Below are 20,909 nucleotides of genomic sequence, written 5' to 3'. Positions count from 1 at the left end.
GGAAATACATGCAAACAATGTCGTCGGGATTGCAGTGGTGGTTCGAATCGATGGACCATGCACGCAAGCGGCGTGGCGTGGCGATGGAACAGATGGGCTATGCCCCGGTTGAAACCGCTTCGGATATCGTGCTCACCGCCCCCGGATTTCGCTTGCGGCACTATCGTGGCAACGGTACATCAGAGCATGTTGCACTGATCGTACCCGCTCCGATCAAGCGCCACTACATCTGGGATCTGGCGCCCGAATGCAGCGTCGTGCAACGGGCGATCGATGCCGGACTGCAGGTATATCTGGTCGAGTGGACCGAGCCGGGAGCGGAGGAAGCATCTTTCGGCCTTGAACAGTACGCATTCGAGTTGCTGGATCAGTGTGTCGCCGTTATTCGCAAGCAGCACGCCAATGGTTCGTTTCCGAGGATTTCGCTGTTCAGTCATTCATTGGGAGGCATCCTGGCTGCGATCTATACGGCGCTGCGCCCGGAATATGTGGCGAGCCTGGTGTTGATCGAAGCGCCATTACATTTCCCCAAGGACCAGGGTGCCTTCGGTCCGCTGGTCGCGTTCGGGCCGAAAGCCAGTCAGGTGACAAGCATCTTTGGTCGTGTTCCCGGTTCCCTGCTCAATCTGGCGAGCGTGATGGCATCTCCATCGACCTTTGGATCAGAGCCATATGCCGATCTGATGGCATCGCTAGATTCCCCTGTCAGCATGCGCAGTCATTTTCGGGTCCAGCGCTGGATGCTGGATGAAGCATCGATGTCCCCCGCCCTGTTCCAAGATGTCGTTGATCAGTTATATCGCGGCGATGCGTTTATGCAAGGCTCACTCGTCATTGCCGGTCGAGCGGTCAGCCCGATCAGCATCGTAGCGCCTGTTCTGGCTGTGTACGATCCTCGCAGCAGGATTATTCCTCCTGCCGCCATGACAGGTTTTGTGAAGGCAACATCAAGCGCTACCAAACGGCTGCTTACCTACGATGGCGATACGGGCGTCACGCTGGCGCATGTGGGCGCACTTGTCGGTGAAAGCGCGCACCGGAGGATATGGCCTGAAATATTGCAATGGGCGGTGAAGGTTGATGGAACCACGCACTAAGACACACTAAGGCGCATGGTGGCGTAAAGATCTAGGCTTTACACCACCGAATGCTTCCAACTGCTACAACAAACAAGCTTTACTTGCTGCCGGATACCTCTGCGCCTGCACCGGACGAACTGCCTGTGTGACCGCCGGACCGCGAATGGTCTTTCGAGTGAGGTTTCTTGCCGTGTCCGCTGCGAGAATGCTTCTTGCCGGTGTCGCCGGAGCCTGAACTCATATCCTGGCTCGATGAAGCCGCTTGCTGGCGCGCCTGAATATCGGCGGCGCGTTGCTCGACTTCGGCAACCCTGGCCGGATCGGTGCTTTCACGAATTTCGGTGGATGGTGATTGCGCCAGCGCCGCTCCGGAAATCGACAACATGGAAACCAGCAATGCTAGTGATGCTTTCTTCATCATTACCTCCTTGGAGAAACCGTTTATCTATCATGAGCTTGCATATTTGCATGAGCCGCTTCGGCAACATATTGCGCGGCTGCTAATAATAGGACTGCTCGGGAGTATTTCGGTTTCGTAAAGATGGGTAAATCGAGGAAAGCAACAATCTCGCTCAATGATTGAGTGCATCCATGCTGGACGTTTGCGTGACCTTGCCGGTGGACATGTCGAAATGCACATTGAAGAAGCGCTCCGTCGTTCCCTCGAGGTAGCGCCAGTCCCAGGCTTCTTCATTCTTCAACTTGTACTGCTGGACGGTCCGTGGTTTCCCCAGCACGCGGCGTACTTCGTCGCGAGACATGCCGGGTTTGATGCGGGCAAAGGTTTCCGGCGAAAGCAGCTGGCGATAATCCTTCAGTTTACCGCTCTTGTCGATGATGAATTCCCACGTTCGCACGCCCTCCGGTCCTTTAGGATATTGGAGCGCGCGGCTGCCATCTTCTTCTTCCCATACGGTGTCGGGTTGGCCCATCACCATGCGCACATCGGCCTCGGAAGACACGCCCTTTGCAAGCTTGTCGAGTCCGAATTCCTGAATCGGATTGCCCTGCCGGTCGCACCCGAACTTCAATAACGCGCCAAGTGCCAGCACGATCCCGCCAAACAATGTATTCATGCCGCTCCTAAATCGTTATACGCGTCAGAGGAACCTCAGAACCCGATCTTGCGTTTGCCCATGTCCGTCTTGACATGCACATCTTCCGGAATCAGCGCCGTACGTCCCGCCGCCACCGCATAACCCAGGCCATCCAGTAAGGCCTTGCGCATTTCGCGCGGAGAGATTTCGGAAAGCTTGGCGAGCACATTGTCCGGCAAGGCTTCGTCCACCTGTTGCAGCCGCAGTTCACGCAGCAGACCGACATAGACGCGACGTGCGATGCCGGCGGCCTGATCAGGTGTGGGCGATGGCACTTCGTATACCGCCATGCGCGACAACAGCGCCTCCGGAATGCCATCGAGGCTGTTTGCGGTCAATACCCAGAATACCTGGCTCGCATCGAGATCCACATCGATGAATTCATCATGAAATGCGCGTGAGGTTTCCGGCTCAAGCAATTGGTACAGGGCTGCCATGGGATCGGATTGCGTGGAACCGGTTGCTTTTTCCACTTCATCCAGCAATACCACAGGGTTTGCAAATTTGCCGCGCACCAGGCGCTCCGCAACCTTGCCGCACTTCGCTCCCCTCCATGTCGACGAACTGCCGGTAATGACAAAACCGGCGGACAAGGCATTCATGCTGATGAACTCGAATTCGGTGCCGAGGACGGTTGCAAGTTTCTTGCCGAAATGCGTCTTTCCTACGCCGGGGTCGCCAAGCAGCAGCACCGGCATGACATTGAAGCTGGCTCCGCCTGCAATGGCGAGGCCAAGATAGCGTTTCAGGTCGTCGAGTACTTCGCCGAAGTTCGGACAATCGTCATACAGCGGCTCGAGTGCACTGGTCGAAGAAGGCGTCGTGACGAAGCGTTCTGCCCCTAACTCAAGCATGTTTTCATAAAAGGCTTCGAGTTCCGGCGATTTTAGTGCGCGCGCCTTTTCCTGCGCGGACTCGACTTCCTTCATGCTATAGATCGGATGAGAGCGTGCAAGTGTAATCGTCATGTCTGAACTCCCGGTTCTCCAGTTATGCATTGCAAAGACGGAGCGCGTTATCAGCTTCTCGCTAAATATCGCCTGAATGCAAAAACTACAATGGGCATCGTCCTTTACAAAAATATGAATGAGTTGGCACAGCCTTCCAACCCCGCGCAAGGCGGTACCCTCTGCTCTTTGCCAGTGAACCATATGCAAGCTCTGTTCCAAGGCAAAGATTTCCGTTAATCATTATTGAGTCTATTGCATCGAGAATGCCAGACGCTGTCAAGTATGGAAATATGTAGCATGTAGCGGGCAGGACGTGGCGTCGATGCAGTAGCGATCTTTAACCCTCCGCTTAGAAGAATTAGTAATGTGCCAAGGGTGTGGAAACATTCGTTATCATCGCTAAGCTGGCGTTCGCGATTGGACGGGTGAGATCGATCTCATTGCTGTGATGCATGATCGTGTTGCAGCTTGCAAGACGGCCAACGCCGGCTTCGGCAAGCTCCTTGCAGGCATCGCCGGCAAAGACCGGGTGCACGGCTATGCACACCGGGGGCAGCATGCCCGCACGATTGAGGTGCATGACCGCTGCCAGCATGGTTCGCCCGCTCGATGCAATGTCGTCGACAACGACTGGAGTGCATCCGCTCCAGTCCGAGGTATCGGGCACGGATACTTCGACTTCACGATCGCCGTAGCGCGTCTTTTGCAAAATCGCCTGTGGACAGCCTATTGCCGCAGCAACCTTCGATGCCCACTGCTCGCTTTCCGCATCGGGGCCGACGATGACGGGTCGCGATACATGCTTGCTTATCCATTCCGCGACAGCGGGTGCGGATTGAACGACTTTCGTTGGGATGGTGTAAATCTCGTCAAGGCTGTGATGCCGATGAAGATGCGGATCGACGGTCACCAGCCAGTCACAGCAAGCGGAAATCATCCGTGCAATATGGCCGGAAGTTTTTCCCTCACCCGGCTTGAAGCACGAATCCTGTCGCATGTAAGCAAGATATGGTGCGATCAGTCCAACACTGTGCGCGCCAAGATCGCGTGCGATACCCGCGGCCAGATGTATCTGCACAAGCTTTTCGTCCGGATTGTTCATCGTGCATAGCAGAGCCACGTCTCGATTTTTGACCTCGGACAATATGCGCAGATAAAACTCGCCGTCAGGGAATCGCCGGCTTTCCAGATCCCCTGCCTCGCATTCCATTGCCTGCGCCAACTGCAAGCCATATTGGTCATTGCCAGGCAGCGCAAGCAGAATCGGCTTCATTTTTTCACCCTTCGGCTAACAAGCATATACACCAATGTAAACACGCCAGGATGGCAATTGCTGCGCCAGCGCATACCGCATCGGAAAAAATTCTTCTGTGGCGTGTATGCACAGTACGAATTGATGCAAAGCAAACTCCATGGCGTCTTGTGCAGTCTCTGCATTTTCATGGAGGTAATTTTTACCTCAACCATTTTCTTGAATCCGGTATATCGCGGACGACGTAGACGTTGATATGGCTTCAAGCGTTAATCATTCAGAAGGAAGCGCACGATTAGCGGTATTTTTCGAGGCGATATACATGTACATCGTGCTTGCATGCATCTTGCTAATGCACTCATTGTGCGCATTCATCTTTGCCAGTATTGGGCGTGCGGCAATGTGAATTCATTGACGATCCTCATCATTTAAAGTTTTCAGCGCGCCCTATACTTAAGTTGAGAGCGACAGAAACGTAAACCGATTTCGTATGTCCATCCTGAACATGCGACAAACTTGCGGGGAGCAGATGCAATGACCACTCACAGTGATGTCAATCGTACCGAGCAGCAAGAGGACCTGTTGAAAAGCCTGGTGGCCTTCACCAAGGACCATCGCGCGGTGTACTGGTCCGGAACGCTGTCGGATTTCCTCGAACGCATCATGGCCGCAGACCCACAGGGTGCTGCACGTACGTCCCATCAATACATGTGGGACATGATTCGGTGGATGGGCGGCGAAGACGAGACCGGTAATTTCCGCTGCAAGCTGTTTGACGAGGAATTGTTCGGTGTGGATGAAGCGATCAGCCGGGTTGTCGATTACTTCAAGGCCGCGGCCGCGGGATCCGAAGTAGGACGCCGGTTGCTGCTCCTGCTCGGACCGCCGTCGGGCGGCAAATCGACACTCGTGATTCTGCTCAAGCGCGGACTCGAGGAATATAGCCGTACCGAGGCCGGCTCGCTGTACGCGATCCAGGGCTGCCCCGTGCATGAATCGCCCTTGCACCTGGTTCCGCATTCGTTGCGGCCGCGCTTTCGTGAGACCTATGGCGTCGAGATCATCGGCGAAGTCTGCCCGCATTGCCGCACACGTCTCGAGAACGATTACCACGGCGATTTCCTGCGTGTGCCGGTCGAACGTGTCTTCATCTCCGAAGCTGGTCGCGTCGGTATCGGCACCTATGCGCCGCACGATCCGACCACTGCGGACCTGGCCGACCTGGTCGGCTCGGTGGACTTGTCCAAGGTCGCGGAATACGGCGACGAAGGCGATCCGCGCGCATGGTCATGGTCCGGTGCGGTCTATGCGGCAAGCCGCGGCATGCTGGAAATGATCGAGATCCTGAAAGTAAAACGCGAGTTCCTCTATCTGTTGCTGACGCTAACCCAGGAAAAGAATGTCAAGGTCTCGCGCTTCCCGCTGATCTATCTGGATGAAACCATTCTTGCGCATACCAATCTTGCGGAATTCCGTAAGTTTTTGCAGGAGAGCGAGAACGAAGCCCTTCTGGACCGCATGGTTATTATCCAGGTGCCTTATACGCTGAATTACAAGGATGAGGCGCGAATTTACAAGAAACTGATTTCGTCGGCCGCGCCCGCTTTCCGCGAAACGCATCTGGACCCGCATGTACTTCATGCTGCGGCAGTGTTCGCGATCTTCACGCGTTTGCATGAAGGCGAAGACAAGGAACTGGAACTCAGCAAGAAAGTACGTCTCTACGCCAATGAAGAGGTCGAGGGATATGCCCATGCCGAGACAGAGCGTCTGAAACAGCGCATGCCCGATGAAGGACTCGCCGGCATTTCGCCGCGCTTTGTCATCAATGCCTTGTCGAACGCGATCATCCAGTCCAATACAAAGAGCCTGACCACGATGGATGTGTTGCTGGCACTGAAGGATTCGATCGAGAACGACGCACGCATCGACCCGAAGCGCAAGCGCAAGTGGATCGATTACCTGGTGCTGGCACGCAAGGACTTTTACAACCGCTGGGTCAAGGAAGACGTGCACAAGGCCTTGTTCGTGTCGTTCGAGCAGGAAGCTCAGGATCTGCTGGACAAGTATCTGGACGAGGTCGAAGCGATGCTGGACAACCGCCACATCAAGGACCCGATCACCAACGAGGAGCGCAAGCCGGACGAGCGTTTCCTGCGCGCGGTCGAGGAAAAGATTCATATCTCGGATTCCGGCAAGCAGTCATTCCGTCAGGAGGTGGTCCGCAAGGCCATGGGCGCCTACAAGCGCGGAGAGAAGTTCACGCTCGACAGTCATGCGCAACTGCACAACGCGGTACAGCAATACCTGTTCGAGCAGCGCCGCGATGTCTTGCGTCTGGTCAGTTCCACCACGCGACCGGATGAAGAAGTACGTCAGAAGATATCAGTGGTGGAGAAACGGCTTGTCGATGAGTATGCTTACGACAGCCATAGCGCGCGCGAGGCATTGAACTATGTGACCACGCTGATGGCACAGGAATGATGCACGCCGCGCCACTTGAGGCTCAACTATGACTGATCTGATAACGATCTCTGCCGAAACTCCCTGGTACGATCTTTTTTCCAGGGGCTCACGTGACTGGCTTCGCCACAACGAGAAAGTGCGTGAGGCGGTTCAGCAGAATCTTCCCAACCTTGTTGCGGGACCGGATGTGATCACCGGCTCGCAGGACAAGACCGTGCAGATCCCGGTGAAGTTGCTGGAGCATGCACGGTTTCGTCTTGCGGAATCGTCGTCCCAGACGCATTCCAGCGCAGGACAGGGCCAGGGCAAACCGGGCGATATCCTGCGGCAGGCACAGCCTGACATGGGCGACGACGACGGCCAGGGCGGCAACAATGAGGGTGAAGTCAAGCTCATGCTGGAGTTCAAGGTTGACGACATCATCGACTGGCTCTGGGAAGAACTGCAATTGCCCGATCTGCAGCCGAAGCGCAACAGCGCGGTGACCGACGACGAGTATGTGCGCGAAGGCTGGGACAAGCATGGTGTACGTGCGCGTCTTGACCGACGCCGCACGGTCAAGGAAGCGGTCAAGCGCCGGGCGACGCAGGAAAACCCGGTCCCCTTCACCAACGACGACCTGCGCTTTAAGCAACTGGTGCACAGGCGCAAGCCCGCGACCAACGCCGTGGTGATTTTTGCACTCGATGTTTCGGCGAGCATGACCGATGCAGAACGCAAGCTGGCAAAAAGCTTTTTCTTCTTTGTTCTGCAAGGCATACGCCGCCGTTACGGCAAGGTGGAAACGCGCTTCATCGCCCATACGACGCAGGCATGGGAATTTTCGGAAAGCGAATTCTTCAATGTCAGCGGCACCGGCGGCACCGGCGCGTCCACTGCATTCAAGATGGCGCATGAACTGGTCGAGACGGAGTACGATCCTTCGCAGTACAACGGCTATCTGTTCTACGCATCGGATGGTGAAAACTTTACGGAGGACAGGGTCGCTGCAACCGAGTACCTGACCAAACTCGGCAAGGTACTCAATTTCATCGGCTATGTGGAAACGGTTCCTGGTTCGCCACGTACCAGCGAGACGGAAATGAAAATGTTGTGCGGAGAAATCGAGCGCACCGGCGCGCCGATAGGCAGCAGCGTCCTGACGCGTCATGAAGATGTGTGGAAAGCAATTCGCAAATTCTTCGTACAGCAGGAATCGGAATAAGGACAGGCGGACACATGTGCACAACCACGAACTCTCCTGAAACCATCGAAGCGCTGAAGAAGTATTCTGCGCAGATCGAAAAGCTCGCGCGCGATCTGGGGCTGGATTATTACCCGGTCGATTTCGAACTGGTACCGAACAACTTCATGATGGAAATTGCGGTGTATGGCCTTCCGGTGCGCATGCATCACTGGTCGTTCGGCGTGCGTTACATTCACCAGCTGATCCGTCAGGGCATGGGCCATTCACGGATTTTCGAAGTCATGTTTCCTGGCGATCCCTGCCGGGCCTACCTGGTGAATGGCAACACGCTGCCGGAAAACACGCTGGTGACCGCACATGTGCTCGGACATGCGGATTTTTCCAAGAACAACCATCTGTTTGCGAAATTCATGGAAATGGCTGGCGGGCATATTCTTGAGCAGGCGGCGGCGCGCGCGCACCGTATCGAGACCGCGATCCAGGAACACGGACAGGAGCGGGTCGAAGCCGTGCTCGACGCCGCATTGGCGCTGGAACCGCATATCGATGTCAACCGCGAGTTGCACCGCCCGCTTTATCCGGAATCGAATCTGAAACCGGCGCCCGAGCCCGAACCCGATCCCTTCCAGAAGCGGTTCCGCAGCCTGCCCGGCGAAAAGCCGCACCATGATCATCATGGCGCAACCAGACGGGCGACCATTCCACCGCAGCCCGAATATGATCTGTTGTGGTTCATAGCGAATTACGCGCCGGATCTTGAAGGATGGGAGCGCGACATTTTTCTTGCAGTCAGGGAAGAGTCGTTCTACTTTTATCCGGTCTTTGCCTGCCAGATCATGAATGAAGGCTGGGCATCGTACTGGCATGCCCGCCTGCTGCGCGAGGCCGACTTCCTTCCGCAAGACTTGTATCTGTCCGCGATCAAGGCCCATTCCGACGTGGTGCGTCCTTACGCGGCGGAACGGCAGCTGGCGCTGGCGGTGAATCCTTACCATCTCGGCTTTTCGATGTGGGAAGACATCATCGAAAAGCATGGCTTGAGCAATGCGCGCCGGATCATGAAGGAAGAGGATGATTTCGGTTTCGTCCGCAACTACCTGACCAAGGAACTCGCCGAAAAGCTGGAGCTGTTTGTCTATGAAGCCCGCAATGATGGAGATATCCGGATTTCGGACAACGATATCCATGCGGTGCATGAAGCCATTCTCTCGCCCAAGTTCAATTACGGCGCACCACGTATTGCTGCCAACAACCTGCATGTCGATGGCAGTCTGCAATTGCTGCATGACCACCAGAGCGATGGACGCGGCATCGACCTGAGCCGTGCCGAAAGGGTGCTGGAATACATAGGACGGATATGGCGGCGCCCTGTTACCTTGCATACGATCGGTGATCGCGGCGAGGCGCGTGTGGTGACGAGCAAGCGAGTGTAGAGCGGGTCGGTCATGACCCGCTCGCAGTTTCTTAACAAACGGTCAGAGCAATTCGCAACGGATGGTCGCGGGTTCGCCGCGCAGCTTGTTCAATAGCGCTGCGGGAATGGGCGCATCCACATCCGTCATCACGTAGCCGATCGGACCGCGTGTTTGCAAGTGCTGAGCCACGATATTCATACCGGCTTCTGCAAAGTCGGCATTCATCCTGGCAATGACGCCAGGCTCGTTGCGGTGCACATGCAGGATGCGGCTCTTCGCTTCCTTTTCCAGATGCGGAATTTCGGGAAAGTTGACAGCCCAGCGCGTGGTGCCCGCCTTGAGAAAGCGAGCGAGTTTGTCGGCAACTTCACGTCCGATATTTTCCTGGGCTTCTTCCGTGCTGCCGCCGATATGCGGCGTCAGGATCACGTTATCCAGTCCGCGTAACGGCGATACGAATTCTTCCTTGTCGTTTTTTGGTTCCGCCGGAAATACGTCCAGCGCGGCGCCGGCAAGACGGCGTTCGCGCAAAGCCGCGTTCAATGCGTCAATATCGACCACCCCGCCGCGCGAGGCATTGATCAGTACGGCCGTCGGCTTCATCGTAGCAATACGCTCTGTGGTCATCAGGTTTTCGGTCAGACTGCCGCCGGGTACATGCAATGTCACAATATCGGCTTGCTCAAGCAAACCCTCCAGCGTCGCAGCGGGACGTGCATTACCCAGGGGCAGCTTGCTTTCCACATCGTAATAAGTGACGCGCATGCCGACGCTTTCGGCAAGAATGCCTACCTGTGCCCCGATATTGCCGTAACCGATAATGCCCAGCACCTTGTTGCGTACTTCATAAGCACCCTGAGCACTCTTGTCCCAATGGCCCCTATGGGTGCGTGCATTTTTTTCGGGGATACGCCTCAGCAGCAGAATCGCCTGTGCGATCACGAGCTCGGCTACTGAACGCGTATTGGAAAAAGGCGCGTTGAAAACCGGTATGCCCTGTGCTGCCGCCGCAGGCAGATCGACCTGGTTGGTGCCGATGCAAAAGCATCCGATAGCCTTTAAATTGGGCAAATGTTTCAAGGTGTCAGCGGATACATGAGTCGCCGACCGAATGCCGACCACATCGACATCCGCCAGTGTTGTCCTCAGTTCATTGGATTTCAATGCAGTGGGAAGCTGAACGATTTCGGTAAAGCCTTCGCTGCGCAAATGGTCCACCGCGCTTGGATGGATTTTCTCGAGTAGGACGATTTTTGCCATTGCCTGTGTTTGCCTATGGTTGCCGATGGATTCACGTAAAATAGATAGTAAACCAATTCGCTGCGCTGGCCGACGGCGCAGATAACCGCATGCTCAACGAAGAGTACATTGCAGGCAAGGCGACCACCGAATCGATTACCAGTATCAAATGGTGGAACGACAAACTATTGACGTTTACGGCCACACGATCGCCGACCTACGCCTTTGCCGCCGGACAGTATGCGCGCTTAGGCTTGCGGGACGAAAGCGGCATCATATGGCGCGCGTATTCCATGACCTCCGCGCCCGAGCAATCCGACACGCTGGAGTTTTACGGCATCCTCGTCACGAACGGATTGTTTACCACGCGCCTGAAAGCCCTGAAGATTGGTGACCCGATTCTGGTCGAGAAGCAATGTTACGGATTCATGACCCCCGACCGGTTCACTGACGGTGATGACTTGTGGATGCTATCTACAGGGACCGGGATCGGCCCATATATTTCAATGTTGCGCGATCCAGGGGTATGGGGGCGTTTTCGCAACCTGGTTCTTGTGCATTGCGTTCGTCATGTCGACGAATTTGCCTATAGTGCCGAACTCGAAAGCTTGCGGCTTGCCCCGCCAGTGGCATCGAGCGCGCGGCTGCAGATCATTCGTACCGTCACGCGCGATGTCAACGGAGAAAAATCCACGCCTTATCTGAGCGGACGTATCACAAGCCTGCTTGAAAGCGGCGATCTGGAAAAGGCAGCCGGATTGCCCCTGTCGGAAAGCGCTTCACGCGTCATGTTGTGCGGCAATCCCGAAATGATAGAAGACATGCGGCGTCTGCTTCATCAGCGCGGCATGCGGCCGGTGCGTCGCGCCCTTCCCGGCCAGTTCGTTACCGAAAATTACTGGTAGCGGCGGGCCGGCTTGTGCCGTCCTAACGAATCGTTGCAAACGTAGGTGCACTTGCTTCGAGACAGGGAATCCACACCATGAATTCGGAGCCTCGTCTCGGGGCATGAGTGTGTCATGTCCCGTAAAAGGAATATCGCAGGCAGCTTGCTTACGGTTTCTTCGCAAAGATATATATTTAAGTCGTTGATATAACAGCAGCGAAAATCTGAAAATCGACTTTGTGTCTGTTGCGCACTTGCGCTGAACAACTCCCCATCCTCAAAATGACTAATTCAGTTGTGCAAGCACCGCTTGCACAACTGCCACCGTCATATTGTGCTTAGTCGTTCGATTGCGTCAATGCACATGTACATCCATGCTCTCACGAAGCGTGCGGGCTGCTTCGACCATGTTTTTTAACGCTGGAAGAACCTCTTCCCACGCACGCGTTTTCAATCCGCAATCCGGGTTAACCCACAGGCGTTGTGGTGGAATCCGCTCCGCTGCCTTGCGCATCAGGTGCACCATGTGTTCCTGACTCGGAATGTTCGGCGAATGAATGTCGTAGACGCCTGGCCCGATTTCGTTCGGATAATTGAAGTTATCGAAGGCGTCCAGCAATTCCATATCGGAGCGGGAAGTCTCAATCGTGATCACGTCCGCATCCATGTCGGCAATCGACGCGATGATGTCATTGAACTCCGAGTAGCACATGTGTGTATGGATCTGGGTCTCGTCCTGCACGCCGTTCGCCGTGATACGGAAGGATTCCACCGCCCATTGCAGGTAGTCGTTCCACTGCGATCGGCGCAGCGGCAACCCCTCGCGCAATGCCGCTTCGTCGATCTGGATCACACGCACGCCAGCATCTTCCAGATCCAGCACTTCTTCCCGGATCGCCAGCGCCAACTGATAGCAGGAGACTGACCTCGGCTGGTCGTCGCGCACGAAAGACCAATTCAGGATCGTGACCGGGCCCGTCAGCATGCCCTTCATCGGTTTGTCGGTCAGCGACTGCGCATACCTGGTCCATGCCACGGTCATGGCCTTCGAACGGCTGATGTCGCCGAACAGGATCGGTGGTTTCACGCAGCGCGAACCGTAGGACTGCACCCACCCGAATTGGCTGAACGCGTAACCGTCGAGCTGTTCGCCGAAGTACTCTACCATGTCGTTGCGTTCCGCCTCGCCGTGTACGAACACGTCCAGGCCGAGCGCTTCCTGCTCGCGTACGCAGCGCGCGATTTCGGCCTGTATCGCAATCCTATAGGTGGCTTCGTCCAGTTCACCTTGCTTGAACTGGTTTCTGGCCTGCCGGATTTCTGTCGTTTGCGGGAAGGAGCCGATGGTCGTCGTGGGATAAGCCGGCAGGTTCAGCAAGGCGGACTGCTTCGCTGCGCGCTGTTCGTAGGCGCCGGCGCGCTTGCCCAGTGCGGCATCAATCCTGGCGAGCGCTGCCTTGACCTCCGGATTGTGCACACGGGTGGAAGTGCGACGTTTTTCGATTGCCGCATTGTTCGCTATCAGCGCTTCCTGTGCAGGCACGCGCCCCTTGTTCAGGGCCTTCGCGAGAATCTGCAATTCGCCCAGCTTTTGCAACGCAAAGGCTAACCAGGACCGGATTTCGCTATCCATTTTCTGTTCGCTGTCCAGATCGACCGGCACGTGCAATAGGGAGCAGGAAGGCGCGATCCACAAACGGTCTTGCAGCACCCCGTGAATCGGCTCCAGCCATTCAAGCGTGGCATGCAAGTCGGTTTTCCAGATATTGCGGCCGTTGATCACGCCCAGGGACAACACGCGATCGGTCGACAATTGCTGGATGACTTGCTCGATTTCGGCGCGGGCATTGATGGCGTCGATGTGCAAACCTTGTACCGGCAGCTTGCATGCCAAAGTCAGGTTGTCCTGCAATTGACCGAAATAAGTGGCCAGCAGCAGTTTGACTTTTCCGTCCTTGAAGGCCTCATAGGCGGTGACGAACGCCCGCTGCCATTCGGCGTTCAATTCCGTGACCAGCACGGGTTCGTCGATCTGCACCCACTCGATACCTTGTTCGGCCAACTGATTCAGTAGCGTTGCATAAGCCGGCAGCAGGCGCGGCAGTAATGCGAGCTTGTCGGAATCATCCTTGGCCTTGCCCAGCCAGAGATAGGTGACTGGTCCGATGATAACTGGTTTGGCTTTCACGTCGAGTTGATGCGCTTGAGCGATCTGATCCAGCAAGCGGGATGCATCGAGGGAGAATTCGGTGTCCACGGCAAATTCCGGCACGATGTAGTGATAGTTCGTGTCGAACCATTTGGTCATTTCGCCAGCGTGCACGCAGCTGCAGGCGGAGTCCTTCGCGGAGCGGCCGCGGGCGACGCGGAAATAATTGTCGAGCGCGTTACCTTGGAGATTGCGCACCCGCTCCGGGATATTGCCAAGCATGAAGCTCATGTCGAGCACTTGGTCGTAGAACGAGAAATCGCCGACCGGAACCAGGTCCAACGACGCCTGATTTTCCCAGTGACGCTGGCGTAACTGCGCTCCCAGTGCCGTCAATTCGTCGCGAGACGACAGTCCTTTCCAATAATTTTCCAATGCGAATTTCAGTTCGCGTTTTGCGCCGATACGGGGGAATCCGAGATTGTGCGTCGTCACCATGATGAGTCACTCCTGATATGAATGGCGCCCATCATAGTGTTTCCAATTCATGAAAAATAGTGGCATTATTTCATTGACCTATTATTTTTCTTCATGAATTGAATCATGCTCGAACGTATTCATCTGGCCGTCATCCGCGAAGTAGACCGCCAGGGTTCCCTCACCGCTGCAGCCGAGGTGCTCTGCCTGACGCAATCGGCGCTCAGCCACACCATCAAGAAAGTGGAGCAGCAACTGGGGACCGCTATCTGGACAAGGGAAGGACGCAACCTGCGCCTGACGCAAGCGGGCCAATATTTATTGGGCTTGTCCAATCGGCTGTTGCCGCAACTGGAGCATGCGGAACAACTGATGCGGCAATATGCGGAAGGCCAGCGCGGCGCTTTGCGCATTGGCATGGAATGCCATCCCTGTTACCAGTGGCTGCTCAAGGTGGTGTCGCCTTACCTGACAAGCTGGCCGGACGTGGATGTGGACGTCAAACAGAAATTTCAATTTGGCGGTATCGGCGCCTTGTTCGGATACGAAATCGACGTTCTTGTCACGCCGGACCCGCTGCACAAACCCGGTTTGTGCTTCGAGCCGGTCTTCGACTATGAGCAGGTGCTGGTCGTGGGGCGACAGCATCCTTTCGCCAGGCAAGCTCATGTCACGCCGAAGCAGCTTGCCGGGGAAATCCTGATTACGTATCCGGTCGAGATCGAGCGGCTGGATATTTACAATCAATTCCTGTTACCCGCCGGCTGCATGCCCAGGAAGCGCAAGGTGATTGAAACGACCGACATCATGTTGCAGATGGTGGCAACCGGCCGGGGTGTAGCGGCGTTACCCGGCTGGCTGGTGGCCGAATATGCGGAAAAAATGGCTGTCGTTCCAGTTCGTCTGGGACGTCACGGGATCGCCAAGCAGATATTCTTGGGCACGCGCGAAACGGATCTGGATATCGAGTATCTGAGGGCATTCGTCGAACTCGCGCGTCAATCCATCTGGATGCCTCGACTTCCCGAACAGAGCCGATGAACTCAGGTTCGATGCCGCAAGCGACTCGTCCGGTCTGTACTGTAGGCATTAATCAATGAATGGCATTCCCTTCAGCAGAAGGGAATGCCATGCTGCTTATGGCTTATCGGGAGCAAGCAACTGCTGGATACTGGAAAAATCCAGCGCGCCAGCGCCGGCCTGGCTATGCAGCGAATACAGGTTACGCGCCAGCTCCCCGAGTGGAATCGCCGCGCGTGCGGACAGCGCCGCTTCCGCCGCCAGTCCGAGATCCTTGAGCATCAGGTCGACACCGAAGCCCCCGCTGTAACCGCGTGCCGCCGGCACGTTTTCCATCACGCCCGGGTAAGGGTTGTAGAGTTCCAGCGCCCAATTGCGACCGGAACTCTTGCTCATGATGTCGGACAGCACCTTGGGATCGAGGTCGTTGGCCACGCCGAGCGCAAGCGCTTCGGCGGTTCCGGCCATCAGGATGCCCAGCATCATGTTGTTGCAGATCTTGGCGGTCTGGCCGGCGCCGTTGCCGCCGGCATGAAAGATATTCTTGCCCATCGCGGCCAGTACCGGCCGGCTGCGGTCGAGCGCAGCGGCGTCCCCTCCGACGATGAATGTCAGCGTACCCGCCGCCGCTCCCGCGGTGCCGCCGGAGACCGGAGCATCGATCATCGCCAAGCCGCGTGCCGAAGCGGCCTGCGCCACCTTACGCGACGATTGCGGGGCGATCGTGCTGCAATCGATCAGCAGAGCGCCGTCACGAATGCCCGGCAGGATGCCCTGCTCACCAAGATAGAGCGCTTCGACATGACTGCTTGCGGGCAGCATCGAGATGACGATGTCTGCATCGGCGGTCGCCACTTGCGCATCGGCGGCCGCAATCGCGCCCGCTTCGCTCAGTTTGCCGACGGCGGCGCGGGACAGGTCGAATACGGTCACTTGATACCCGGCGTTGATCAGATTGAGCGCCATCGGTGCGCCCATGTTGCCCAAGCCAATGAATGCGATATGACTCATGGATTTCCTTTGAATTCAAGAATAGATGCGGTTAAAGATCGGCTAATGGATGCCGAGTCCATGCAGGTTCGGTGAAATAAGCCTCCAGCATTTCCGGTGTCACGCCTTTCAGTGACGCTGGCTCCCACTGCGGTTTGCCGTCTTTGTCGATCAGCAAGGCGCGAATGCCTTCGCCAAAATCGTGGCGCGCCGCGCAATGCAGGGATACGACATACTCCATCCGGAACACATCGGCCAGCGGTATGTTTCGCGCCCGTTGCAGCAGCGCGTGCGCCAAGGCGGCCGAACTAGGCGAACCTGCTACCAGCGTCGTCGCCGCCTTGTGCAGCCATTCATCATCGATATCCAGCGAGGTAATGGCGGAGACGATGCGCTGTATATCGGTGTCGCCACACAAGGTATTGATGACGGTGAAATGCTTCTGCAGCGGTCCCGGTGCGGCGAGTGCCGGATCGGCAAATCGCCGCAACACCTGCGACAGCAAGGCATCGTTGTCGCGGCGTTGCGCTGTCCACGGCTGCACCAGCAAGGTTTCAAGCACCGGGACTTTGCTGGATTGTGAAAGAGCGTAATCCGCCAGCCCGGTAAACAAGGCATCGGCTGCGCGAACCTGCGCGCCCGTGAGTGCCAGGAATAGCCCCGTCTTGCCGGGCATGCGCGACAACAGCCAGGAACCGCCGACGTCCGGATACAGGCCAATCGAAATCTCCGGCATCGCCACCCGCGACTGCTCGGTGGCGACGCGATGACTGGCGCCGGCCATCAAGCCAACTCCGCCGCCCATCACGATGCCGTGGCCCCAGCACAGCACCGGCTTGGGATAGGTGTGGATCAGGTAATCGAGACGGTATTCATGCGCAAAGAAATCGGCGGCATAGCGATTGGCGGCCACGTCGCCGCACGCATCAGAGACATGGTGCTCCCGCATTGCGTGATACAGATTGTGCAGGTCTCCGCCCGCGCAAAATGCTTTCTCGCCAGCCGCCTGCAACACCACCAGTGCAATGCCGATCTCGTCGGCCCAGGCATGCAGCTTGTTCGTCAGCAAATGCACCATGTCCAGCGACAATGCATTGAGCGTTTTTTCCGCATTGAGCGTGGCGACTCCGATGCGCATGCCATTGGCGGCAAGCCGTTCCTCGAACAAGACGGAGGCCGTCATGCATTCCTCCATTGCGGCGCGCGCTTTTGCAGGAAGGCATTGACGCCTTCCTGCTGGTCATGGGTGTCGAACAGGTCGACAAACGCTTCGCGCTCCTGCGGCAGCGCTTGCGCAAGCGGCTGATGGCGCGCACCCTGGATCAGGCGTTTGCAGGCAGCGATGCTGATGGGACTCTGCCTGTCCGCCAGCTTCGCCAAGGCCAGCGCGCGTTCCTTCGCTTTGCCGGCAGGCACAACTTCTTCAACCAAGCCGATTTGCAATGCCGTGGCCGCGTTGATACGCTCGCCCAGCAGGATCATACGTTTGGCCCAGCCCTCGCCGACCAGCCATGACAGATTCTGCGTGCCGCCGGCGCAGGGCAGCAAGCCGACTGCAGCTTCGGGCAGTGCCATTTGCGCTTGCTCTTCGGCGATGCGGATGTCGCAGGCAAGCGCGCATTCCAGGCCGCCTCCCATCGCATAGCCGTTGATAGCGGCAATCGTCACACCGCGAAAACGCGACAGCGCTTCGAATGCTTCGCCGAAGCGTCGCGCCATCTCGCGAGCCAGCGCCTTGTCTCCCTCGGCGAACTGTTTGAGGTCGGCGCCTGCGGAGAAGAATTTCTCTCCCTGGCCGGTCACCACCAGGCTGACGATGTCGCGGTTCGCATTCAGGTCGTGCACGAGTTGCGTCAGTGCGATCAGGCCGTCCCGCGTAAACGTATTGGCAGACGGATTGGACAGGGTGACGACTGCGGTATGGCCGGTGATCTCGACCTGCAGGTTGGTGTAATTACTCATCGAATCTCTCCAGTAGAAATGGTGTCCAGCAAATGGCGCGCGACGATGTTGCGCATGATTTCGTTTGTGCCTTCGAGGATCTGGTGCACACGCGCGTCGCGCATCAAGCGCTCCAGCGGATACTCGCGGGTGTAGCCGTAGCCGCCGTGAATCTGCAGCGCTTCATTGCAGACCGTAAAGCCGATGTCCGTCGCCAGCCGCTTGGCCATCGCGCAATACGCTGTTGCGTGCGGCGCCCTGGCGTCGAGCTTGGTCGCGGCCAGCCGCACCATCTGGCGCGCGGCTACCAGCTCCGTCAGCATGTCGGCAAGCTTGAACTGGATCGCCTGGAAATCCGCCAGCACACGATCGAACTGCCGACGTTCGGTCACATACCGCTGCGCGGCGTCGAGCGCGCCTTGTGCCGCGCCCACCGAGCAGGTGGCGATGTTGATACGGCCGCCATCCAGGCCGCGCATCGCGATCTTGAAGCCTTCGCCTTCCTGGCCCAGCAGATGGTCGGCCGGAATGCGGACGTTGTCGAAGGTGATCGCGCGCGTCGGCTGGCTGTTCCAACCCATTTTTTCTTCCTTGCGGCCGTAGGTAATGCCCGGCGCATCGGCCGGGACCGCGAAGGCGGAAATGCCGGCCGCACCTGCGCCCCCGGTGCGCGCCATGACTACCAGTAGATCGGTGTCGCCGGCCCCCGAAATGAATGCCTTGCTGCCATTGAGGACATAGCCGTCCGCGTTGCGTTCGGCACGCGTCTTCAATGCGGCGGCATCCGAACCTGCGCCGGATTCGGTCAGGCAGTAGGAGGCCAGTTTCCTGCCGCCGGTCAGCAGCGGGCCCCAATGCGCGCGCACCGCAGGCGCTCCCCAGGTGCATAGCATCCAGGTCGCCATGTTGTGGATCGTGAGATAAGCCGTAGTGGACGGGTCCGCCGCAGCCAGCTCTTCGAACACGATTGTGGCGTCCAGCCGCGACAAGCCCAGTCCACCGGCTTCCTCCGGTGAATAGATGCCGCAAAAGCCGAGTTCGCCCGCCTTGGCGAGTGTGCTTTTCGGGAACAGTGCATGAGCATCCCAATGCGCGGCATGCGGGATCAACTCGCCGGTGGCGAAATCCCGTGCCGTTTGGCGAAACGCCAGTTGCTCTTGCGTGAGATCGAAATCCATTGCAGCTCCCGCATCACTTAAGTGCAATGGTGGTATTGACGCCGACCGACAAGCTGTTGTCATCGAACCAGCGCTGTGTCACGGTCTTGGTTTGGGTATAGAAGGTCACGACCTGCTTGCCGTACGGACCAAGGTCGCCCAGCTTCGACGCACGCGAACCGGTAAATGAGAACAGCGGAACCGGCACCGGGATCGGCACGTTGATACCGATCTGGCCGACGTCGATCTCTTCCTGGAACTTGCGCGCGGCCGCGCCGGACTGCGTGAAGATCGCCGTGCCGTTGCCGTTCGGATTGGCGTTGATCAGGTCGATCGCTTCGTCAAGCGTGGCCGCCGAGGCAAGGCAAAGTACCGGGCCGAAGATCTCCTGATCGTAGATGCTCATGCCGGGTTTGACGCCGGAGAAGATCGTCGGACCGACGAAGTTCCCTTGTTCATAGCCAGGCACATGCGGGCGGCGGCCGTCGAGCTCCAGCGTTGCGCCTTCCGCCACGCCGCGCTCGATCAGGCCGAGCACACGTTCGCGTGCAGCACATGAGATCACCGGCCCCACGTCGGTACCCGGCTCGACTCCGGCATTGATCTTGAGCGTCTTTGCGGTTGACACCAGATCCGCTATCCAGTGCCGGGCGTCTCCGACCAGTACTGCCACGGATACGGCCATGCAGCGCTGTCCAGCGGCGCCGAAGGTCGCACCGACCAGGCTATTGATGGTTTGTTCCTTATTGGCGTCCGGCAGGATGACCGCATGGTTTTTCGCGCCCATCATGCACTGCACGCGCTTGCCGGCCAATGAGGCGCGCTGGTACACATGCGTGCCGACACGGGTGGAACCGACGAACGACACAGCCTTGATATCCGGGTGGTCGCAGATCGCATTGACCACGTCTTCGCCGCCATGCACCACGTTCAGCACGCCGGGCGGAATGCCTGCTTCCAGCGCCAGTTCAGCGAGCCGCATCGTTACCAACGGATCCTGTTCCGAAGGCTTCAGCACGAACGTATTGCCGCATGCGATCGCCATCGGGAACATCCATAGCGGAATCATCGCAGGGAAGTTAAAAGGTGTAATGCCGGCGCATACGCCCAGCGGCTGCAGCAGGGTATAGGTATCGACGCCATTGGCGACATTGTTCGCTAGTTCGCCCATTTGCAGGCCGCCGATGTTGGCGGCATGTTCGACGACTTCCAGCCCGCGGAAAATATCGCCTTCCGCATCGGCGAGCGTCTTGCCTTGCTCTGCCGTCAGAATAGCCGCGAGTTGCTTCATGTTCTCGCGGATGAGTTGCTGATACTTCAGGAAAATACGCGCGCGCGCGCCGATCGGGGTCTTGCGCCAGGTTTGGAAAGCGCGCTTGCCGCTGGCGACCGCCGCCTGGATTTCCTCCGGCGTGGCGAACGGCACGCGGGCCAGGACTTCCTGGGTGGCGGGATTGACGACATCGCGCCATTCCCTGGCCGATGACTCGACAAGTTCGCCGTTGATCAGTAGCTTGACTGTGGGGACAAAGGGAAAGGCGGCCGCATGGGCCTGTGCTGGATTGGTCATGGTCTGTTTCCTCGAATCAGGGCTGTGCTGCAATC

Annotated in this window: 17 protein-coding genes; 6 read left to right on the top strand and 11 right to left on the bottom strand. The window is 57.5% G+C overall.

Features of this window, described 5'->3' with window-relative positions:
• Window positions 1–8: 8 nt before the first annotated feature.
• Window positions 9–1,097, top strand: a complete 1,089-nt coding sequence (locus tag D3871_RS08265; protein WP_119768451.1) for an alpha/beta hydrolase — start codon at window positions 9–11, stop codon at window positions 1,095–1,097.
• A 79-nt stretch (window positions 1,098–1,176) separates the two neighbouring features.
• On the opposite strand, the gene D3871_RS08260 is transcribed toward D3871_RS08265, so the two are convergent.
• The 4 genes from D3871_RS08260 to D3871_RS08245 form a co-directional block, all read right to left on the bottom strand.
• On the bottom strand, window positions 1,177–1,500 hold the full coding sequence (locus D3871_RS08260) for a hypothetical protein (RefSeq protein ID WP_147376757.1): 324 nt from the start codon (window positions 1,498–1,500) through the stop codon (window positions 1,177–1,179).
• 151 nt (window positions 1,501–1,651) lie between these two features.
• Window positions 1,652–2,155, bottom strand: coding sequence for an outer membrane protein assembly factor BamE domain-containing protein (bamE, locus tag D3871_RS08255; RefSeq protein WP_119768449.1), 504 nt, complete (start codon window positions 2,153–2,155; stop codon window positions 1,652–1,654).
• 35 nt (window positions 2,156–2,190) lie between these two features.
• Window positions 2,191–3,144, bottom strand: a complete 954-nt coding sequence (locus D3871_RS08250) for an AAA family ATPase (protein WP_119768448.1) — start codon at window positions 3,142–3,144, stop codon at window positions 2,191–2,193.
• Between the two features lie 340 nt (window positions 3,145–3,484).
• On the bottom strand, window positions 3,485–4,399 hold the full coding sequence (locus D3871_RS08245; protein ID WP_119768447.1) for a ribose-phosphate pyrophosphokinase: 915 nt from the start codon (window positions 4,397–4,399) through the stop codon (window positions 3,485–3,487).
• Between the two features lie 513 nt (window positions 4,400–4,912).
• Here D3871_RS08245 and D3871_RS08240 point away from each other — a divergent pair.
• From D3871_RS08240 to D3871_RS08230, 3 genes are read left to right on the top strand one after another with little or no spacing between them, the layout of a single operon-like run.
• Window positions 4,913–6,862 (top strand): serine protein kinase, encoded by a 1,950-nt coding sequence (locus D3871_RS08240; RefSeq protein ID WP_119768446.1) that lies wholly within the window; start codon window positions 4,913–4,915, stop codon window positions 6,860–6,862.
• Between the two features lie 28 nt (window positions 6,863–6,890).
• Window positions 6,891–8,048, top strand: coding sequence for a DUF444 family protein (locus D3871_RS08235; RefSeq protein ID WP_119768445.1), 1,158 nt, complete (start codon window positions 6,891–6,893; stop codon window positions 8,046–8,048).
• Window positions 8,049–8,062: 14 nt separating this feature from the next.
• A complete protein-coding gene (locus D3871_RS08230) occupies window positions 8,063–9,463 on the top strand; it encodes a SpoVR family protein (protein ID WP_119768444.1) in 1,401 nt (466 codons plus the stop codon).
• Between the two features lie 42 nt (window positions 9,464–9,505).
• Here D3871_RS08230 and serA read toward each other — a convergent pair whose 3' ends face one another.
• The gene (serA, locus tag D3871_RS08225; protein ID WP_119768443.1) at window positions 9,506–10,705 is read right to left on the bottom strand and encodes a phosphoglycerate dehydrogenase; all 1,200 of its coding nucleotides are present in this window, start codon (window positions 10,703–10,705) and stop codon (window positions 9,506–9,508) included.
• 89 nt (window positions 10,706–10,794) lie between these two features.
• Here serA and D3871_RS08220 point away from each other — a divergent pair, with 89 nt between their 5' ends.
• On the top strand, window positions 10,795–11,589 hold the full coding sequence (locus D3871_RS08220; protein WP_119768442.1) for a ferredoxin--NADP reductase: 795 nt from the start codon (window positions 10,795–10,797) through the stop codon (window positions 11,587–11,589).
• Between the two features lie 336 nt (window positions 11,590–11,925).
• Here D3871_RS08220 and metE read toward each other — a convergent pair whose 3' ends face one another.
• Window positions 11,926–14,217, bottom strand: a complete 2,292-nt coding sequence (gene metE, locus D3871_RS08215) for a 5-methyltetrahydropteroyltriglutamate--homocysteine S-methyltransferase (protein WP_119768441.1) — start codon at window positions 14,215–14,217, stop codon at window positions 11,926–11,928.
• 105 nt (window positions 14,218–14,322) lie between these two features.
• Between metE and D3871_RS08210 the strand changes: the two genes are divergently transcribed.
• Entirely contained in the window at window positions 14,323–15,237 is a 915-nt protein-coding gene (locus D3871_RS08210) for a LysR family transcriptional regulator (RefSeq protein ID WP_119768440.1), read from the top strand.
• A 96-nt stretch (window positions 15,238–15,333) separates the two neighbouring features.
• Here the strand turns inward: D3871_RS08210 and mmsB are convergent, their stop codons facing one another.
• The 5 genes from mmsB to D3871_RS08185 are packed head-to-tail and all read right to left on the bottom strand — an operon-like array spanning window position 15,334 to window position 20,874.
• The gene (gene mmsB / locus D3871_RS08205; protein WP_119768439.1) at window positions 15,334–16,227 is read right to left on the bottom strand and encodes a 3-hydroxyisobutyrate dehydrogenase; all 894 of its coding nucleotides are present in this window, start codon (window positions 16,225–16,227) and stop codon (window positions 15,334–15,336) included.
• A gap of 31 nt (window positions 16,228–16,258) precedes the next feature.
• Complete coding sequence (locus D3871_RS08200) at window positions 16,259–17,389, bottom strand: enoyl-CoA hydratase/isomerase family protein (RefSeq protein WP_119768438.1); 1,131 nt, start codon at window positions 17,387–17,389, stop codon at window positions 16,259–16,261.
• Complete coding sequence (locus D3871_RS08195; RefSeq protein WP_119768437.1) at window positions 17,386–18,168, bottom strand: enoyl-CoA hydratase; 783 nt, start codon at window positions 18,166–18,168, stop codon at window positions 17,386–17,388. The genes D3871_RS08200 and D3871_RS08195 overlap by 4 nt, the downstream gene beginning before the upstream one ends.
• Entirely contained in the window at window positions 18,165–19,325 is a 1,161-nt protein-coding gene (locus D3871_RS08190; RefSeq protein WP_119768436.1) for an acyl-CoA dehydrogenase family protein, read from the bottom strand. The genes D3871_RS08195 and D3871_RS08190 overlap by 4 nt, the downstream gene beginning before the upstream one ends.
• Before the next feature lie 13 nt (window positions 19,326–19,338).
• Entirely contained in the window at window positions 19,339–20,874 is a 1,536-nt protein-coding gene (locus D3871_RS08185) for a CoA-acylating methylmalonate-semialdehyde dehydrogenase (RefSeq protein ID WP_119768435.1), read from the bottom strand.
• Window positions 20,875–20,909 lie beyond the last annotated feature (35 nt).

Source organism: Noviherbaspirillum saxi (genome assembly GCF_003591035.1).
Taxonomy (GTDB): domain Bacteria; phylum Pseudomonadota; class Gammaproteobacteria; order Burkholderiales; family Burkholderiaceae_D; genus Noviherbaspirillum; species Noviherbaspirillum saxi.
This window is presented reverse-complemented; position numbering and strand designations above follow the sequence as displayed.